The 14,923-nt window shown below is 68.2% G+C and carries 15 protein-coding genes; 10 read left to right on the top strand and 5 right to left on the bottom strand.

Going from position 1 to position 14,923, the window contains the following annotated elements; all coding sequences use genetic code 11:
• The first annotated feature begins 18 nt into the window (after positions 1-18).
• The 10 genes from OKA11_RS12155 (at position 19) to OKA11_RS12110 (ending at position 11,191) form a co-directional block, all read left to right on the top strand.
• The gene (locus OKA11_RS12155) at positions 19-615 is read left to right on the top strand and encodes a hypothetical protein (RefSeq protein ID WP_267220548.1); all 597 of its coding nucleotides are present in this window, start codon (positions 19-21) and stop codon (positions 613-615) included.
• Complete coding sequence (locus OKA11_RS12150; protein ID WP_267220546.1) at positions 612-1,940, top strand: DUF4350 domain-containing protein; 1,329 nt, start codon at positions 612-614, stop codon at positions 1,938-1,940. The genes OKA11_RS12155 and OKA11_RS12150 overlap by 4 nt, the downstream gene beginning before the upstream one ends.
• A complete protein-coding gene (locus tag OKA11_RS12145; RefSeq protein ID WP_267220544.1) occupies positions 1,937-2,911 on the top strand; it encodes an AAA family ATPase in 975 nt (324 codons plus the stop codon). The genes OKA11_RS12150 and OKA11_RS12145 overlap by 4 nt, the downstream gene beginning before the upstream one ends.
• Positions 2,912-2,915: 4 nt before the next feature.
• Positions 2,916-4,244 (top strand): DUF58 domain-containing protein, encoded by a 1,329-nt coding sequence (locus tag OKA11_RS12140; RefSeq protein ID WP_267220541.1) that lies wholly within the window; start codon positions 2,916-2,918, stop codon positions 4,242-4,244.
• Positions 4,241-5,311 (top strand): stage II sporulation protein M, encoded by a 1,071-nt coding sequence (locus OKA11_RS12135; protein ID WP_379489268.1) that lies wholly within the window; start codon positions 4,241-4,243, stop codon positions 5,309-5,311. The genes OKA11_RS12140 and OKA11_RS12135 overlap by 4 nt, the downstream gene beginning before the upstream one ends.
• Complete coding sequence (locus OKA11_RS12130; RefSeq protein WP_267220537.1) at positions 5,308-6,246, top strand: RDD family protein; 939 nt, start codon at positions 5,308-5,310, stop codon at positions 6,244-6,246. Before OKA11_RS12135 ends, OKA11_RS12130 begins: the two co-directional genes overlap by 4 nt.
• Positions 6,243-6,710 carry a GNAT family N-acetyltransferase gene (locus OKA11_RS12125; RefSeq protein WP_142637006.1) on the top strand — a complete coding sequence of 156 codons (468 nt, stop codon included), beginning with the start codon at positions 6,243-6,245 and terminating at the stop codon, positions 6,708-6,710. Before OKA11_RS12130 ends, OKA11_RS12125 begins: the two co-directional genes overlap by 4 nt.
• Positions 6,710-7,231, top strand: coding sequence for a GNAT family N-acetyltransferase (locus tag OKA11_RS12120; protein ID WP_267220535.1), 522 nt, complete (start codon positions 6,710-6,712; stop codon positions 7,229-7,231). Before OKA11_RS12125 ends, OKA11_RS12120 begins: the two co-directional genes overlap by 1 nt.
• A gap of 4 nt (positions 7,232-7,235) precedes the next feature.
• A complete protein-coding gene (locus OKA11_RS12115) occupies positions 7,236-8,087 on the top strand; it encodes a sulfurtransferase (RefSeq protein ID WP_267220533.1) in 852 nt (283 codons plus the stop codon).
• 215 nt (positions 8,088-8,302) lie between these two features.
• A complete protein-coding gene (locus OKA11_RS12110) occupies positions 8,303-11,191 on the top strand; it encodes a CHAT domain-containing tetratricopeptide repeat protein (RefSeq protein WP_267220531.1) in 2,889 nt (962 codons plus the stop codon).
• 48 nt (positions 11,192-11,239) lie between these two features.
• Here the strand turns inward: OKA11_RS12110 and OKA11_RS12105 are convergent, their stop codons facing one another.
• From OKA11_RS12105 to OKA11_RS12085, 5 genes are all read right to left on the bottom strand, one after another.
• Positions 11,240-11,785: a glutathione peroxidase gene (locus OKA11_RS12105; protein ID WP_267220529.1), complete on the bottom strand. Its 546-nt coding sequence runs from the start codon at positions 11,783-11,785 to the stop codon at positions 11,240-11,242.
• Positions 11,786-11,854: 69 nt separating this feature from the next.
• Positions 11,855-12,811, bottom strand: a complete 957-nt coding sequence (locus tag OKA11_RS12100) for an NAD-dependent epimerase/dehydratase family protein (RefSeq protein WP_267220527.1) — start codon at positions 12,809-12,811, stop codon at positions 11,855-11,857.
• A gap of 4 nt (positions 12,812-12,815) precedes the next feature.
• Positions 12,816-13,502: a glutathione S-transferase family protein gene (locus OKA11_RS12095; RefSeq protein ID WP_267220525.1), complete on the bottom strand. Its 687-nt coding sequence runs from the start codon at positions 13,500-13,502 to the stop codon at positions 12,816-12,818.
• Positions 13,503-13,523: 21 nt separating this feature from the next.
• Positions 13,524-14,159, bottom strand: coding sequence for a CoA transferase subunit B (locus OKA11_RS12090; RefSeq protein ID WP_267220524.1), 636 nt, complete (start codon positions 14,157-14,159; stop codon positions 13,524-13,526).
• Positions 14,159-14,866, bottom strand: a complete 708-nt coding sequence (locus tag OKA11_RS12085) for a CoA transferase subunit A (protein WP_142637022.1) — start codon at positions 14,864-14,866, stop codon at positions 14,159-14,161. Before OKA11_RS12085 ends, OKA11_RS12090 begins: the two co-directional genes overlap by 1 nt.
• Positions 14,867-14,923: the final 57 nt, after the last annotated feature.

Raw genomic sequence — 14,923 nt, 5'->3', positions numbered from 1 at the left:
GCGGAGGACTGGGCGGCCGTGCGCGGTGCGTCCGAGATCCAGTATGCGCCCTTGCCGCAAGTCCGGACGCCGCCGGCCCATACGCCCGAATGGCTGCGCGAACTCGGCCGCTGGCTCGAATGGCTGCTGGCGCCGATCGGGCGGGCGCTGGGCATGTCCTGGCCGATCTTCCAGTATGTGTTGATCGCGCTGGCCGCGGTGCTGGTGCTGTTCGTGCTCTGGCGCGTGCTCGGGCCGCTGCTGCTCGATCGCCGGCCGAAGGACGCGGATGACGCCGTGGCGGCATGGGTGCCCGACCGGGCCGAGGCCGCCGCCCTGATCGAGGATGCCGACCGGCTGGCTGCCGAGGGCCGGTTTGCCGAGGCCACCCATCTTCTCCTGCGCCGCAGCGTGCAGCAGATCCGCGCCAGCCGTCCGGACTGGATTCACCCGGCCAGCACCGCGCGCGAGATTTCCGTGCTGGCGGCGCTGCCCGAAGCCGGACGCCACGCCTTTGCGGTGATCGCCCAGCGGGTGGAGCGCAGCCGCTTTGCCCTGCGCGATCTCGGCGCACCGGACTGGGCCGCCGCGCGCGAGGCCTACGCCGCGTTCGCGCAAGTGCGGCTGGCGGCATGAACGGCAGCGGCCTTCATCCCGATACCGTCGAAGTCGGCGCCAACCCGTTCTCGCGGTGGGCGGTGCTGGCGATCGTCCTGCTGGGCGCCGCGCTGTTCATGGCGCTGCTGTGGATGATCGGCACCGGCACCGGGTTCAGCGAGACCAACGACGGACAGGCCCATGCCGAGGGGCGCGGCCTCAACGGCTATGCGGCGATGGCGCAGTATCTCGAAAAGCGTGGCCATCCCGTCCACAAGACCCGCAATGTCGGCGCGCTCGACAAGCCCGGGCTGCTGGTGCTGACGCCGCCCGCCTTTGCCGACGGCAAGGCGATCGACAAGATCGTCGCCAAGCGCCGCTATATCGGCCCGACGCTGGTGCTCTCGCCCAAGTGGCTGCCCTTCCCCGCCTCGCGCGAGCAGGAGAAGAAGGGCGCGCAGAAGGGCTGGGTCAACATCGAGGACGTCGGTTCGCTCGAATGGCCCGGTTTCCTGGACGATGTCACGGTGGGCCGCGCACCCGCCCGGGGCCGCGCCGGGGCGCTGGCCTGGCACGGGCTGGGGGTCGATGGCGCCTTGCCCAGCCGCAAGGCGGTGCAATGGGGCAGGGGCATAAACCTCGTGCCGCTGGTGCAGGACGAACAAGGGCAGATCCTCGCCGGGTTCATCGCCGATGGCGGCGACTATCCCGAACTGGCCAGGGCGGCGGGCGTGACGCTGGAAACCGGCGAGGACGAGGATGGCCTCTATCCGCTCGTCGTGGTGTTCGAGCCCGACCTCGTTGACAACTGGGGCATGGCGGACCGCCGCTCGGCGCAGCTCATCGATGCACTGGTCGCGGCCAGCGCGGTCAGGCCGGGCGAGGACATCACCTTCGATCTCACCCTCAACGGCTTCGGGCGCGCGCAGAACCTGCTGACACTGGCCTTCACCCCGCCGTTCCTGGCGGCCACGCTGTGCCTGATGATGGCGGCGCTGGTGCTCGGCTGGCGGGCGTTCCTGCGTTTCGGTCCCCCGGCGGTGTCGGGGCGGGCGATCGCCTTCGGCAAGCGCGCGCTGGTGGCCAATGCCGCAGGGCTGGTGCGCCGGACCGGGCGGCTCCATCTCATTTCCCGGCCCTATGCCGATCACGCGCGCGAACGGCTGGTGCGCGCGCTCGGCCTGCCGCGCACGCTCGACGGCGCCGATGCCGATGCCGCCATCGACCGCGCCCTTGCCGCGCGCGATCCCGGCGCCGAACCCTTTTCACGGATCGCCGCGCGCCTGAGGCTGGCGCGGCGTTCGCAGGAACTCGTCAAGGCTGCGCGCGATCTCCACGCGCTCGAAAGGAAGCTCATTCGATGACCGACGCCCAGACCCTCGACCTCGCGCAAGTCGCCGCGCTGGCCGCGGACATCCGCGAGCAGATCGCCAAGGCGGTGGTCGGCCAGCACGCGGCGGTGGAACACATGCTGATCGCGCTGATGGCGCGCGGCCATGTCCTGCTCGAAGGCCCTCCGGGAACCGCCAAGACCTTCCTCGCGCAGTCGTTCGCGGCAGCGATCGGGCTTGAGTTCGGGCGCATCCAGTTCACCCCGGACCTCATGCCGGGCGACATTCTGGGCTCCAACCTGTTCAACTTCCAGACCAGCCAGTTCACCCTGACCCACGGTCCGATCTTCTGCGACCTGCTGCTGGCGGACGAGATCAACCGCACCCCGCCCAAGACCCAGGCGGCGCTGCTCGAAGCGATGCAGGAGCGGCGGGTGACGCTGGATGGCACCGCCCATCCGCTGCCCGACCAGTTCATGGTGGTGGCGACCCAGAACCCGATCGAGAGCCAGGGCGTCTATCCGCTGCCCGAGGCCCAGCTCGACCGTTTCCTGTTCAAGCTCGACATCGCCTATCCCAGCCTCGAGGAGGAACTGCGCATCGTCACCCGCTTCGGCGAGAACCGCGGCGCGCCGAGCCCGGCGGACTGCGGCATCGTACCGGTGGCGAGCCGGGCGCTGCTGGAGGCGGCAACCCGCGCGGTCTCGGCGGTGACGCTGGCGCAAAGCGTGGCCGACTATATCGTGCGACTGGTCCGCGCCACCCGCGAGAGCCCCGATCTTGCCGGCGGCGCCTCGCCGCGCGCGGCGGTGCTGCTGGCGGGCGCTGCCCGTGCGCGCGCCGCGCTCGACGGGCGTGACTACGTGGTGCCCGACGATGTGAAGGCGCTGGCGCCCAGCGTGCTGCGCCACCGCCTGCTGCTGAGCCCGGCGGCCGAGATCGAGGGCAAGCAGGTGGAAGCGCTGGTCGCCTACCTCGTGGAGCAGACCGAGGCGCCGCGCTGACGCGATGAGCCTGCGTTTCGCCCCCCTGGTTCCCACCGCCCGCGCGGCGGCATTGCTGGCGATGGCCGCGCCGGTCGCGCTGGTGATCGGCGCGGCCCGGCCGCAGGCGTGGATCGCGGCGCCTCTGGTCGGTCTTGCGGTCTTTGTGCTGGTGTTCTGTGACGCCTTGCTCGCCGGGCGGCTGGAGCGGTTCCGGGTCACCGTGCCGGGCGATGTGGAAGTGGGCGCCGAGGCGGCCATCGCGGTCGAAGCGGCGCTGCGCGGCGGGCGGGCATCGTGCATCGAGGTCGCGCTGGGCGGCGATCCGCGTCTGCTCGAAGGCGGGCGCGGGCAGTTTCCGCTCCGCCGTGATGGCGCGCAATGGCGCGGAAATCTGCCGTTTCGACCCTCGCGCCGGGGCACCGGCAAAGTCAGCCGCACCTGGCTGCGCTGGACCGGACCGCTGGGGCTCGGCGCGCGGCAACTGGCGGGCGATCTCGATGAAGAAGTGCGGGTCTGGCCCAATGTCGCGGCGGTGCGTTCGCCGGCATTGCAGGTCTTTCTCAAGGACGCGCAGTTCGGCGTCCTCGCCCGCCGGATTCGCGGCGAAGGCACGCAGTTCGAATCGCTCGCCGAATACGAACCGGGCATGGATCGCCGCCGGATCGACTGGAAGTCCTCGGCCCGCCACGTCCATCTCTACGCCAAGGAATACGAGGTCGAACGCAACAACCAGATCGTCTTCGCCTTCGACTGCGGGCAGTCGATGTGCGAGCCGGTCGACGGCGTGCCACGGCTCGACCGGGCGGTCTCGGCCGCACTGTCGACAGGGTATGTCGCGCTCAAGGGCGGCGACCGGGTGGCCCTGTTCGGGTTTGCCGCGCATCCGGAAGTCTCGACGCCGTTCATCGGTGCCTCGCGCGATTTCCACCGCCTGCAGCGGGCTGCCGCCGGGCTCGAATACCGCTCGGAAGAACCGAACTTCACGCTGGCGCTGGCGACTTTGGCGGCGCGGCTGCAGCGCCGCTCGCTGATCGTGGTCTTTTCCGAATTTGCCGATCCCACCAGCGCCCAGCTGATGATCGAATCGATCGGACGCCTGGTCTCGCGCCATCTGGTGCTGTTCGTGGCGATCGCCGACGAGGAACTGGAAGGCATCTCGTCGGCGGCACCCGATGACATGGAGGCGCTGTCGATGGCGGTTTCCGCGGATCTGCTGCTGCGCCAGCGGGCGCTGGTCCTGCGCGAATTGCGGCAGATGGGCGTTGAAGTGATCGAGGCACCCTATGCGGCGATCGGTACGCGGCTGATCGATGCCTATCTGGCGATCAAGCGTTCGGGAGCGATCGGATGAACGCGATGTCGACAGGGACGGATATGGCCGCAGGGCAGGCCAGCGCCATCGCCAGCGTCGCCTTGCGCTCCGACCGGTTCCGGCTCGAGCGCGAGGGCGACTGGCAGCGGCTCGAGGCGATCGTCACGCGCATGGAAAAGGGGCGGCTGCGCAGCCTTTCCGACGAGGATCTGCTGGCCTTGCCGGGGCTCTACCGCACGGTGGCCTCCAGCCTTTCGATCGCCCGCGAAACCTCGCTCGACGCGGCTACGCTGGCCTATCTCGAGGCACTGGTGCAGCGGGCCTGGTTCGTGGTCTACGGCCCGCGTTCCTCGCTGTGGGGCTGGCTGCGCGGCTTCCTGGGCGGGGGCTGGAGCGCGGCGGTGCGGGCCATGTGGGTGGACGTGCTGGTGGCGCTGGCGGTCATGGTCGCAGGGACATTGGTCGGCTGGTTGCTCGTCGCCCACGATACCGAGTGGTATTCGGCGCTGGTCTCGCCGGAAATGGCGGGATCGCGCGTCCCCGGCGCCACGCGCGAGGCGCTGCACGCCACGCTGTTCGGCCAATCCGGCCGCTCGGGCATGAGCGTGTTTGCCGCCAGCCTGTTCAGCAACAATGCCCAGGTCTGCATCCTCTCCTTCGCGCTCGGTTTTGCGCTGGGCGTGCCGACACTCCTGCTGCTGGTGCAGAACACCGCGCTGCTGGGGGCGATGTTATGGCTCTACAGCGGCAAGGGGCTGCTGCTCGACTTCACCGGCTGGCTGGCGATTCACGGCACCACCGAACTCTTCGCGATCCTGCTGGCGGGGGCCGCGGGGCTGCATATCGGCCGGTCCATGGCATTTCCCGGACGGCGCTCGGTGCTGGTTGCGGCTGCCGAGGCTGGACGCCGCGCGGCGACGGTGATGACCGGGGTGGTGCTGATGCTGATTCTCGCCGCGCTGCTGGAAGGTTTTGCCCGCCAGTTGGTCGATCACACGTTTGGACGGCTGGCGATTGGCGGCTTCATGCTGGCGCTATGGTGCGCCTACTTCTTCGCCTTTCGCGGCAATCACCCGCGCATCGGCAAACGGGGGCGCAAGGCATGAGCGCGATGCCCAACCGACATCGCCGTTCGTCGCGCGATCGCCTGCTGGTCACTCCGGAAGGCATCTCGGTGCCGGTTACCGTGGCCAGCCGAGGCGCCCGCTTCGGCGCCGTCGCGATCGACTTCATCGTCATGATCGTGCTCATCGTGGCAACCACCTGGGCGCTGATCTACATCGCCGGCGGGGTCACCACGTTCGATCGCAGGCTGGAGGAAAATTCCGCCGCCGGCCACGCCCTGCAGTTCCTGATGATCGTGTGGCTCATCGCGATCTTTCTGTTCCGCAACGCCTATTTCCTGTTCTTCGAGCTCGGTCCGCGCGGTGCCACGCCCGGCAAGCGACTGGCCGGGATTCGCATCGCCGCGCGCGACGGTGGCCGACTGACCGCAGAGATGGTGATTGCGCGCAATCTGCTGCGTGATGTCGAACTGTTCCTGCCGGTCGTCTTCATCCTCCAGGCGGGCGCGGATAGCGGCCTCGGCTGGCTGACGGCCTGCGGCTGGTTCGCGATCTTCCTGCTGTTTCCCCTGTTCAACCGCGACAACTTGCGCGCCGGTGACGTGATCGCGGGGTCCTGGGTGCTGGAGCGGCCCCGCCGGAAGCTGGAAGCGGCGCTGTCGCTGGAGGTGGAGCCCCGGAGCGAGGACCAGGACTTTGGCACTGCCCCGGCGCGCGAGTATCGCTTCAGCGAGGCGGAGCTGGCGGTCTATGGCGAATACGAGCTTCAGGCGCTGGAACGGGTGCTGCGCGAGAACCGTCTGCAGGCGCTGGAAAGCGTCTATCAGACGATTGCCCACAAGATCGACCGCAACGATGGCTGGAACGACGAGCGCGCGTTTCTCGAGGCCTATTACACCCAGTTGCGCGCGCGGCTCGAAGCGGGCATGCGCATGGGCCGCCGCAAGGCCGACAAGTTTGCAGGGGATGCCCGTTGACGCTCGCACTCACCATTGTCGAGGATGACCTCGCGGCCCCTGCCGTGCTTGAACTGCTCCAGTTCCATCTGGACGAGATGCACCAGTGGTCGCCGCCGGAGAGCGTCCACGCGATGCCGGCGGAGCGGCTGCGCCAGAGCGACGTCACCTTCTTCTCGGCCTGGGATGGTGAAACTCTCGCCGGCTGCGGGGCGATCAAGCACCTGGGCGAAGGGCACGGGGAGTTGAAGTCGATGCGGGCGGCGCCCGCCTATCGCGGCAAGGGGGTGGGCAAGGCGATCCTGCTGCGCCTGCTCGAGGAAGCGCGGGCGCGCGGTTATGTCCGCGTCAGCCTGGAAACCGGCAGGCCGGAGCCGTTCCATCCCGCGCACGGCCTCTACCGCGCCCACGGCTTTGCCGAATGCCCGCCGTTCGGCGACTATGTTTCCGACGATTTCTCGATCTGCATGACGAAAGACCTGTGATGAACCTGCGTCCCGCCGTTCCCGCCGATTCCGCTGCCCTGGCCGACCTTGGCCGCCGCAGTTTTGTCGTCAAGTTCGGGCACATGTACGGGGCGGAGGATCTCGCCAATTTCCTCGCCGAATCGCACAGCGACGCCAAGATCGGCAAGGAGATCGCCGATCCGGATATGCGGGTGATGCTGGCCGAGGCGGACGGCCGGTTGCTGGGCTTCTGCAAGCTGGTGATGACTTGCGGTTGGCCCGAACATGCGCGCGGCGGCCGGGTGATCGAACTCAAGCAGCTCTACACCGATCCCGATGCGACCGGACAGGGCATCGGCGCCCGGTTGATGGACTGGGCGCTGGAGGTGGCAGGCAGCCACGAGGCCGACGAAGTGCAACTCTCGGTCTGGAGCGGCAATGAGGGGGCGCAGAAATTCTATGCGCGCTATGGTTTCGCCAAGGTCGCCGACATCCACTTCATGGTCGGTGAGCAGCGCGACGAGGAATTCCTGTTCGCGCGGATGATGCAAGGATCCTGAGGCGATGACCTATCGGACGCTGATCTCGGTTGCCGAACTGCACGCGCTTCTGGCGGCGGGCGGGGAGATCCTGATCCTCGATTGCGAATTCGAACTGGGGATGCCCGACAAGGGACGGGAGGTCTATCTTGCCGGGCACCTGCCGGGCGCGCGTTATGCCCACCTGGATGATGATCTGGCGGCGCCTTCGGATGGCACGAATGGGCGTCATCCCTTGCCTTCGCCGGTGGCCTTTGCCGCCTGGCTGCGCCGGCAGGGACTGAAGCAGGGGCAGCAGGTGGTGGCCTGCGATTCCAGCGGCGGTGCCTGGGCCGCGCGGGCCTGGTGGCTGCTCAACTGGGTCGGGCATGACGCCGTTGCCGTGCTTGATGGGGGCAAGCAGGCCTGGACGGAGGCAGGACTTCCTGTCGAGACGGGGCCGGCCGGGCCGGTACGGCCGGGCGATTTCGCAGCGCAGCCGCCTCTGGTCGCCGCGCCGGTGAGCGCGGCCGAGGTCCTGGCCAATATCGAGGGTGCCGCCGCGCAAGTGATAGATGCCCGGGATCCTTTGCGGTTCCGGGGCGATCCCAACCCGATCGATCCCGTCGCCGGGCATATCCCGGGCGCGCGCAACCGCTTTTTCCGCGACAATCTCGGGCCGGACGGGCGCTTCCGTCCGGCCGCCGAACTGGCCGAGGCGTTTTTGCGACTGCTCGGCGGCAAGCCTGCGGTGCTGTCCTGCGGTTCCGGCGTCACCGCCTGCCACAATGCCCTCGCCATGGCCCATGCCGGGCTTTCGGGGGCGCGGCTCTATCCCGGATCGTGGAGCGAGTGGATCGCCGATCCTGCTCACCCGGTGGAGACCGGCGCCTGCTGACTTTCGCATTCTGCCTTGCAAGCGGCTGAAATATCAACTTCTTGCGGTCTTGCTTCGGACGGACAAAACTGCCTTCAGGCGAAGCGAGTGCCATGGCCGGTGGCGACCCTGTAAGGTGGGGTTCGGCGGCGGCATGAGGGGCGATTATGGTGCGGTTGCGGACAGGCGTTCTGGCGCCGGTACTCGGAGCGATGCTGGCATTCCAGGGAACCCCGGTGCGGGCGCGCACTGCGGTCGACGCGGATCTGCAGGTGCTGGCCGCGCTCGATACCTCGGGTGACCCGGCCTCCGCGCTCGCCCGCATCGATGCCGGGCTTGAACGGGCCCGCAAGGACCCGCGGCGGGACCGCACGGCGGAACTGCTGGCCGAGGCCAACCGGGGCGAAGCGCTGTTCTGGCTGTCCCGTTACCGAGAGGCGCTGGCCAGCTTCGAGCATGTCGACCAGGGGCTGGCTGCGCTGGGCGGGCCGATGACGCCGCGCTGGGCGGAAGTGGTCAACAATATCGGCTCGGTTCATTCCAGCCTTGGCGAACTCGACGAGGCGGCACGGTACAAGCAGCGCGCGCTGGAACTCAGCGCCCGGCTGACGGGCACCGAGAGTAGCGAATATGCCGCCGCGCTTTATGGCGCGGCGCTGGTCGATTATCGCCGGGGCAGGGTGCTGGAGGCGGTGCCACGGATCGAGCAGGCCATCGCCATTGCCAGCCCCGCCGCGCAGCGCACCGGTCACAATGTCGAATTGCCGACGGTCGCCGGAATTACCCTTGCCTCCATCGAGATGCAGGCGGGCGATTCCGCATCGGCCGTCACGGCGGCGCGCGGTGCGGCGCTCTGGGCCGAAGCCCATCTCGGCAGCGAGCATCGGCTGACCCTCGCCGCGCTTAACCAGCTTGGCGCCGCGCTCAATGATGGCGGCCTCTACGGGCAGGCGACTCCGATCCTGCGCCGGACGCTGGACTTGCGCGTGAAGACACTGCCGCGCGATCATCCTGACATCGCCTATTCTCTCAACGCCTTGGCGTTTGCGCTGGAGCATGGAGGCTATCCCGACGAGGCGCTGCCTTTCTACGAGCGCTCGGCCGCGATGTTCGAGGCGCTTCCGCGCGAATCGCAGCCGATGTCGGGTGCCAATACCTTTGGGCAGATCGGCCGCATCGCCGCGCGTAATGGCGAGAGCGAGCGAGCCCTGGAGCTGTTTCGCAAGGCGCTGGCCCTCGCGCGGCGCAACGCATCGTCGCCGGACGACCTCGAGGTGCTCTGGGCCGAAGTGAATCTGGCGACGGCGCTTGCCGGACGCGGCGAACTGGGGCCGGCGCAGGCGCTGCTTGACCATGCGCTTGCAGGCTATGCGCTGCGGGCGCAGCCGGGCAACCCGGACCGGGTGACGGCAGCGGTCTGGCGCGCGGCACTGATGGGCCTGCAGGGCGCGCCGCAGCAGGCGCTGGACGAGGTGCGCCGGGCGGTGGCGCCGCTGCGCGACCACCTGCTGGACCGGGCCAATCCCCAGGCTGAGGTCTCGCGCCTGCGCCTGGATGTGGCCGCTGTCTTTGTCGAGGAAGCGCGCGTGGCACTGGCGGCAGGTGATGGCGGGACCGCTTTCGATGCCTTGCAGATGGCGACCATGGGCGACTTGCAGGCCTCGATGCTCTCGCTCGGTGCCCTCGGTGCGGATGCGGCAGGCGGTCCGGTCGGCCAGGCACTCGGCGATTACCGTGCGGCCAAGGCGCGTCTGCGCGAAGTGGCCCGCAATCGCGACAGGGCGATTGGCCTTGGCGAAAGCGCGGGGCTTCCGGCCTTGCAGCGGGAGGTCGAGGCCGCACAGGAGGACGTGCGCCGGCGCGATGGACGGCTGGCGGCGCTGGTTCCCGGTTATGCGGCGCTGACCGGATTCGCGCCGACCAGCCTGGCCGATGCACGCGCTGGACTGCGCCGCGGCGAGGGCATGGTGCTTTACGGACAGGACACGCAAGGGCTGGTGGTGATGGCCGTCACCGGCCGCGGGGTGACACAGGCCAGCGTGCCGGTCGTCCCGCGTCATCTGCTGGACCTGCAGCGCAAGATACGCGCCTCGATCGACGATGGCATGCTGGCTGGCGGCCTGGCGCCGTTCGACCGGCAATCGGCCCATGCGCTCTATTCGCTGCTGTTTCCGGCACCGGTGGAGCGTGCGCTGAAGGGCGTTCGCAAGGTGCGGGTACTGGCGGCGGGGACGCTCGCAGCCTTGCCGTTCGACGCCCTGGTGACCGCGCCGCCACGCGGGGACGATGACGATCCTGAAGCGCTGCGACGCACCGCCTGGTTCGTGCGCCGCCATGCCGTCTCGATGATCGTCAGTATGGCACCTCCCGTTCGGCGATCGGGGCGGCCATCGCGCGGCGGGGATGCCGCGACCGGGTTCGCGGGTATCGGCGCCCTGCGTTCGGGCGCCTGGAAGGCGGCGTTGGCGGGGCAGGCGGCGCAGGGAATGACCGCCGAGGCGAATCCGCGGCTGGTGCAACTGGCCGCGCTTCCCGACCTTCCCGGCGCGCAGGGGGAGTTGACGGCGATGGCTCGGCGCTTTGGCCGCGACAGCCTCCTGCTGACCGGTGACGCGGCGAGCGAGGCGGCGGTGAAGGCTGCGCCGCTGGACCGGATGCGGGTCCTGGCCTTTGCGACGCATGGTCTGGTCGGCGGGGCGCAGCGCAATCTCGTCGAACCCGCACTGGTGCTGGCACCGCCGGGCCCTGGCGATACGGGTGATGACGGCTTGCTGACGGCTTCGGAAATCGCGCGTCTGCGGCTGGATGCGGACTGGGTGATCCTCTCCGCCTGCGATACCAGCGCGGGTGAGAGCGAAAATGCGCCGACTTATTCGGGATTGGCCCGGGCTTTCATAGCGGCCGGAGCGCGCGCCATGCTGTTGTCACACTGGCCGGTGCGCGATGAAGTGGCCGGGCGTATAACGCTGTACACGGTAAAGGCGGCCGGCGGCGGGGCGGTTCGTCACGGTTCCGGGCGGGCCGAGGCCTTGCGCCGCGCCCAGCTCAGGATCATTGCCGATCGCACGCTGGCCGGTTCGGCCCATCCCGCCATCTGGGCGCCCTTCGTGCTGGTGGGCGATTGAGGGGGGGACGCGCTGCCTTGTCGGTGGCGCGAAAACCCCTCCGCCGCGTCATTTCGCCAGTTCGGCCTCGATCGCACCGACCAGCAGCGGATCCTGCGGGGCGGTGCCCGGCGCGAACCGGCCAATGACCGCGCCATCGCGCGCGATGAGGAACTTCTCGAAGTTCCACAGCACTTCGGGATCGTCATTGGGCGTCATGCCGTACCCCTTGAAGCGCTCCTTCATGCCCTCGACGTCGCCCTGCTTGGTGGGGATCGCTTCGGTCAGTGCGGCGTAGAGCGGCTGCTTGGCTTCGCCGGTGACGTCGGCCTTGGTGAAGAGCGGGAACGAGACGCCGTAGTTGAGCTGGCAGAACGCGACGATCTCCTCGTCGCTGCCGGGTTCCTGGGCGCCGAAGTCGTTGGCCGGGAAGCCCAGCACTTCGAAACCCCTGGCCTTGTAGTCTTCGTAGAGCTTTTCGAGGCCTTCGTACTGCGGCGTCAGCCCGCACTTGGAGGCGACGTTGACCACGAGCAGCACTTTGCCTGCGTGATTGGCGAGCGTGTCGGCGCTGCCGTCGATGCGGGTGAGGGGAATGGCGGCGATATCGGTCATCGGGAGCAGTCTCCTTGTGAATCGGGGCGGAGACTGCCCCCGCTTGCCGGTGCGGGCAAGGCGGCGTGATCAGATGGCTTGCCCGAGAACGGGTGAAATCCATTCGGGATCATGGGTACAGGGCAGCGGATCGCCGCGGCGAAGGGCGGCGATAACGGCCGCGAAGTCGCTCCGGGCGCGCCAGCCCAGCAAGCGCTCGGCCTTGGCCGGATCGTAGATGCGCTCGATCCGCTCGGGAAGCACCCAGCCTTGCCGGCTATAGAGTTCGTCCGCGTCAGGGAAATGGCGCAGGATCGCGCTGCGGGCATCGCGGGCCAGTTCCGCTGCGTCCTCGCGCGTGAAGGGCGGCGGGGCGGAGAGCACGAAAGTCTCGCAGCCCTCGATCCGTTCCAGCGCGGCGAGATGGGCAAGCGCGGCGTCTTCCACGGTCAGGCGGCGATGGAGCAGTTCGTTGGCCTTGAGATTGGGACCGGATGGCACCGCATGGCTATCATCGTCTTCCGGGAAGAACCGGCCGGTGCGCAGGATCGCCGCCGCCATGCCGCTGTCCCGCGAGACAACGCGGCAGAGGTTCTCGGCGGCGAGCTTGGTGGCGCCGTAGACGTTACGCGGCTCCAGCGGGCCAAACGCCTCGTCCATCCACCACGCCCCCTTGTCGCCTGCCCCGGCCCGCACATCGGCGCGCACCATCAGCGAAGTGGTGGAGGTGAACAGGAAACGCGCGTGGCCGGCCTCGACTGCCGCTTCCAGCAGGTTGAGCGTGCCGGTGACGTTGGTGTCGATGAAGGCTTGCCGCGGATTACGGACGATATCGGGCTTGTGCAGCGCGCCGGCGTGGATGACCGCCTCGATGCCGTAATGGGCAACCGTCTGGAACACGAGGCTGCGGTCCGCCACCGAGCCGATCACGCGGGTATGGGGACCCGGCGCGACATCGAGTCCGGTGACTTCGTACCCGCTAGAGGCCAGCAGCGGAGCCAGATGGCGGCCGGGCCAGCCCGAGGAGCCGGTCAGCAGCACCCGCATCGGATCAGCCCTGCGTGCGGTAGTCGGCGATCACGTCGCCGCACGCGGCAAGGTCCGCCTCGTGGCCTTCCTCGCGCCAGGTTTCGGCCAAGGCCTCGGCTTCCCACTGCTTCATGGCGGGATGGTCCAGCACGGTATCGACCCAGACCTGAGAGGTGCCGATATCCAGGCCGTACGTGCGGATACGGTAGGCGACAGGGGCGAAGAAGGCGTCGATCGCGGTGAACTTTGCGCCCGCCAGCCAGGGACCGCCGAAGCGGGAGAGGCCTTCGCTGAAGATCTCCCTCAGACGCGCAACGTCGCGTACCAGCGCAGGCCGCATGGCCCTTGGTCGTACGCGCGTGCCGACGTTCATCGTGCAGTCGTTGCGCAAGGCGGAGAAGCCGCCATGCATTTCGGTGACCGCGCATTGTGCAAAGGCACGGGCGGCTTCGTCGCTGGGCCACACGCCGGGGTGACGGTCGGCCAGATAGAGCGTGATGCCCAGCGAATCCCACACCGTGCGCTCACCGTCGATCAGGGCGGGGACTTGCCCGGTGGGCGAGAAGCTGCGGAAGGCGTCGTAGTTGGCAGGGGCGGTGAAGGGCTCGATCCGATCGGCAAAATCGATGCCGAGCGCCTTCATCAGTACCCATGGCCTGAGCGACCAGCTGGAGTAGTTCCGATTGGCGGTGATCAAGGTGTAAGCCATCGGAACTCTCCTTCGCGGGCATTAGGTCACATAATGCGCCGTGGTCTTAGCGGCGACTTCCTCCGCCGTCACGCCCGGAGCCAGTTCGATCAGCTTGAACGGGCTGTGGTGGTCGGGGCGCTGGAACACCGCGAGGTCGGTGACGATCATGTCGACCACGTTCTTGCCGGTGAGCGGCAGGGTGCAGGCCGGGATGAACTTGGGATCGCCGTTCTTGGCATTGTGCTCCATGACCACGATGATCTTCTTCACGCCGGCCACGAGGTCCATCGCGCCGCCCATGCCCTTGATCATCTTGCCGGGGATCATCCAGTTGGCGATGTCGCCGTTCTCGGCGATCTCCATGGCGCCCAGCACGGCCAGGTCGATGTGGCCGCCACGGATCATGCCGAAGCTGGTGGCACTGTCGAAATAGGCCGACTGCGGCAGTTCGCTGACGGTCTGCTTGCCGGCGTTGATGAGGTCGGCGTCGACTTCGTCAGGATACGGGAAAGGCCCGATGCCGAGCATGCCGTTTTCCGACTGGAGCGTCACCGTCATGCCGCCGGGCACATGGTTGGCGACCAGCGTCGGGATGCCGATGCCGAGGTTCACGTAGAACCCGTCCTGAAGCTCCTTTGCGGCGCGGGCGGCCATTTCGTCACGAGTCCAGCTCATCAGGCGGTCTCCCTTTCGCGGGTAGTCGTGAATTCGATCTTCTTGTCGTAAGGCGCGCCCAGCACCAGGCGCTGGACAAAGACGCCTGGCAGGTGGATGCCATCCGGGTCGAGCGAGCCGGTGGGGACGATCTCTTCCACTTCGACGACGCAGATCTTGCCGCAGGTGGCGGCAGGCACGTTGAAGTTGCGCGCGGTCTTGCGGAACACGACGTTGCCGCTTTCGTCCGCCTTCCATGCCTTCACCAGCGACAGGTCGGCGAAAATGCCTTCCTCGAGGATGTATTCCTCGCCCCGGAAGACTTTCACTTCCTTGCCCTCGGCGATCTGCGTGCCGACGCCGGTCTTGGTATAGAAGCCGGGGATGCCGGCGCCGCCGGCGCGCATGCGTTCGGCCAGCGTGCCTTGCGGGCAGAATTCGACTTCGAGTTCGCCCGAGAGGAACTGGCGTTCGAACTCCTTGTTCTCGCCCACGTAGGACGAGATCATCTTGGCCACTTGCTTGGTGCGCAGCAGCTTGCCTATGCCTTCGTTGTCGATGCCGGCGTTGTTGGAAGCGAACGTCAGGCCCTTGACGCCCGAATCGCGCACCGCGTCCAGCAGGCGCTCGGGGATGCCGCAAAGGCCGAAGCCCCCGGCGGCAATGAGCAGGCCATCCTTCAGCAGCCCGTCCAGCGCGGCAGAAGCGCTGGGGTAGATCTTGTTCATGCTGTTCTCCCGTTTGGAGCGAACCTAGACAGCCAATCCCATTACGAATAGCGATTG

It is taken from the genome of Novosphingobium clariflavum (assembly GCF_026420865.1).
GTDB classification, from domain to species: domain Bacteria; phylum Pseudomonadota; class Alphaproteobacteria; order Sphingomonadales; family Sphingomonadaceae; genus Novosphingobium; species Novosphingobium clariflavum.
The sequence above is the reverse complement of the archived record's forward strand: the minus strand, read 5'-3'. Positions and strand labels throughout refer to the sequence as shown.